The 2,709-nt window shown below is 51.4% G+C and carries 1 rRNA gene; it reads left to right on the forward strand.

Annotated features, from left to right (window positions below):
* Positions 1 to 2,673: ribosomal RNA gene (locus BM293_RS00005) — 23S ribosomal RNA — on the forward strand; the annotation flags it as partial.
* Between the last annotated feature and the right edge of the window lie 36 nt (positions 2,674 to 2,709).

A 2,709-nucleotide genomic window follows, 5' to 3' on the forward strand; every position in this document is an offset into this window, starting at 1 on the left:
ACCCGGAGGAAAAGAAATCAACCGAGATTCCCTAAGTAGCGGCGAGCGAACGGGGACCAGCCCTTAAGCAAGGACTAAGTTAGCAGAACGCTCTGGAAAGTGCGACGATACAAGGTGATAGTCCTGTATGCGAAAGCTTTATTCTTGTGAAAACGAGTAGGACGGAACACGTGAAATTCTGTCTGAACATGGGGGGACCACCCTCCAAGGCTAAATACTCTCTACCGACCGATAGTGAACCAGTACCGTGAGGGAAAGGCGAAAAGAACCCCAGGAGGGGAGTGAAATAGAACCTGAAACCGTGTACGTACAAGCAGTGGGAGCACCTTCGTGGTGTGACTGCGTACCTTTTGTATAATGGGTCAGCGACTTACTGTGTGTTGCAAGGTTAACTGAATAAGGGAGCCGTAGGGAAACCGAGTCTTAAATGGGCGACAGTAGCATGCAGTAGACCCGAAACCGGGCGATCTATCCATGGCCAGGATGAAGGTTGAGTAACATCAACTGGAGGTCCGAACCCACTAATGTTGAAAAATTAGGGGATGAGCTGTGGATCGGAGTGAAAGGCTAATCAAGCTCGGAGATAGCTGGTTCTCCCCGAAAACTATTTAGGTAGTGCCTCATGTCTCACTGTTGGGGGTAGAGCACTGTTATGGTCTAGCGGGCCGTCAAGGCTTAGCAGCCCATTGCAAACTCCGAATACCAACAAGTGCAATCATGGGAGACAGACAGCGGGTGCTAACGTCCGTTGTCAAGAGGGAAACAACCCAGACCGCCAATTAAGGTCCCTAAACACTGCTCAGTGGGAAAGGATGTGGGAAGGCTTAGACAGTCAGGAGGTTGGCTTAGAAGCAGCCACCCTTTAAAGAAAGCGTAATAGCTCACTGATCGAGTCGGCCTGCGCCGAAGATTTAACGGGGCTAAGCAGTGTACCGAAATTGCGGATGCCGTAAGGCATGGTAGGGGAGCGTCGTGTAAGTCTGTGAAGGTGTGCTGTCAGGCATGCTGGAGATATCACGAGTGCGTATGCTGACATAAGTAGCGATAAAGGGCGTGAAAAACGCCCTCGCCGAAAGCCCAAGGTTTCCTACGCAACGCTAATCGACGTAGGGTTAGTCGGCTCCTAAGGCGAGGCCGAAAGGCGTAGTCGATGGGAAACAGGTTAATATTCCTGTACTTTTTATAACTGCGATGGAGGGACGGAGAAGGCTAGGCCAGCAAGGCGATGGTTGTCCTTGTTTAAGGTGGTAGGCAGAAGACTTAGGTAAATCCGGGTCTTTAATGCTGAGAGCTGATGACGAGTCCATTTAGGACGAAGTGGTTGATGCCCTGCTTCCAAGAAAATCTTCTAAGCTTCAGGTTATAAAAAACCGTACCCCAAACCAACACAGGTGGGCAGGATGAGAATTCCAAGGCGCTTGAGAGAACTCGGGTGAAGGAACTAGGCAAAATGACACCGTAACTTCGGGAGAAGGTGTGCCCCTAATGGTGAAGGACTTGCTCCGTAAGCTGTTGGGGGTTGCAGAGACCAGGTGGCTGCGACTGTTTATTAAAAACACAGCACTGTGCAAAATCGAAAGATGACGTATACGGTGTGACGCCTGCCCGGTGCCGGAAGGTTAATTGATGGGGTTAGCGCAAGCGAAGCTCTTGATCGAAGCCCCGGTAAACGGCGGCCGTAACTATAACGGTCCTAAGGTAGCGAAATTCCTTGTCGGGTAAGTTCCGACCTGCACGAATGGCGTAACGATGGCCACACTGTCTCCACCCGAGACTCAGCGAAATTGAAATCGCGGTCAAGATGCCGTGTACCCGCGGCTAGACGGAAAGACCCCGTGAACCTTTACTATAGCTTTACACTGGACTTTGATACTATCTGTGTAGGATAGGTGGGAGGCTTTGAAACAAGGACGCCAGTTCTTGTGGAGCCATCCTTGAAATACCACCCTGATCGTATTGAGGTTCTAACCTCGGCCAGTGAACCCTGGCCAGGGACAGTGTATGGTGGGTAGTTTGACTGGGGCGGTCTCCTCCTAAAGAGTAACGGAGGAGCGCGAAGGTACCCTCAGCACGGTCGGACATCGTGCAATGAGCGCAAGAGTAAAAGGGTGCTTGACTGCGAGACAGACACGTCGAGCAGGTGCGAAAGCAGGTTCTAGTGATCCGGTGGTTCTGTGTGGAAGGGCCATCGCTCAACGGATAAAAGGTACTCCGGGGATAACAGGCTGATACCGCCCAAGAGTTCATATCGACGGCGGTGTTTGGCACCTCGATGTCGGCTCATCACATCCTGGGGCTGAAGTCGGTCCCAAGGGTATGGCTGTTCGCCATTTAAAGTGGTACGCGAGCTGGGTTTAGAACGTCGTGAGACAGTTCGGTCCCTATCTGCCGTGGGCGTTGGAGAATTGAGGGGGGCTGCTCCTAGTACGAGAGGACCGGAGTGGACGAACCGCTGGTGTTCCAGTTGTCATGCCAATGGCACTGCTGGGTAGCTACGTTCGGAAAAGATAACCGCTGAAAGCATCTAAGCGGGAAACTTGCCCCAAGATGAGTTCTCCCTAGACTTTAAGTCTTCTAAAGAGCCGTTCAAGACCAGGACGTTGATAGGCAAGGTGTGGAAGCGCAGTAATGTGTGAAGCTAACTTGTACTAATTACTCGTGAGGCTTAACTATACAACTCAAAAGTGACTTAACTGGCATGTGAGCTTG

Source organism: Thiomicrospira sp. ALE5 (assembly GCF_900112445.1).
Taxonomy (GTDB): Bacteria; Pseudomonadota; Gammaproteobacteria; order Thiomicrospirales; family Thiomicrospiraceae; genus Thiomicrospira.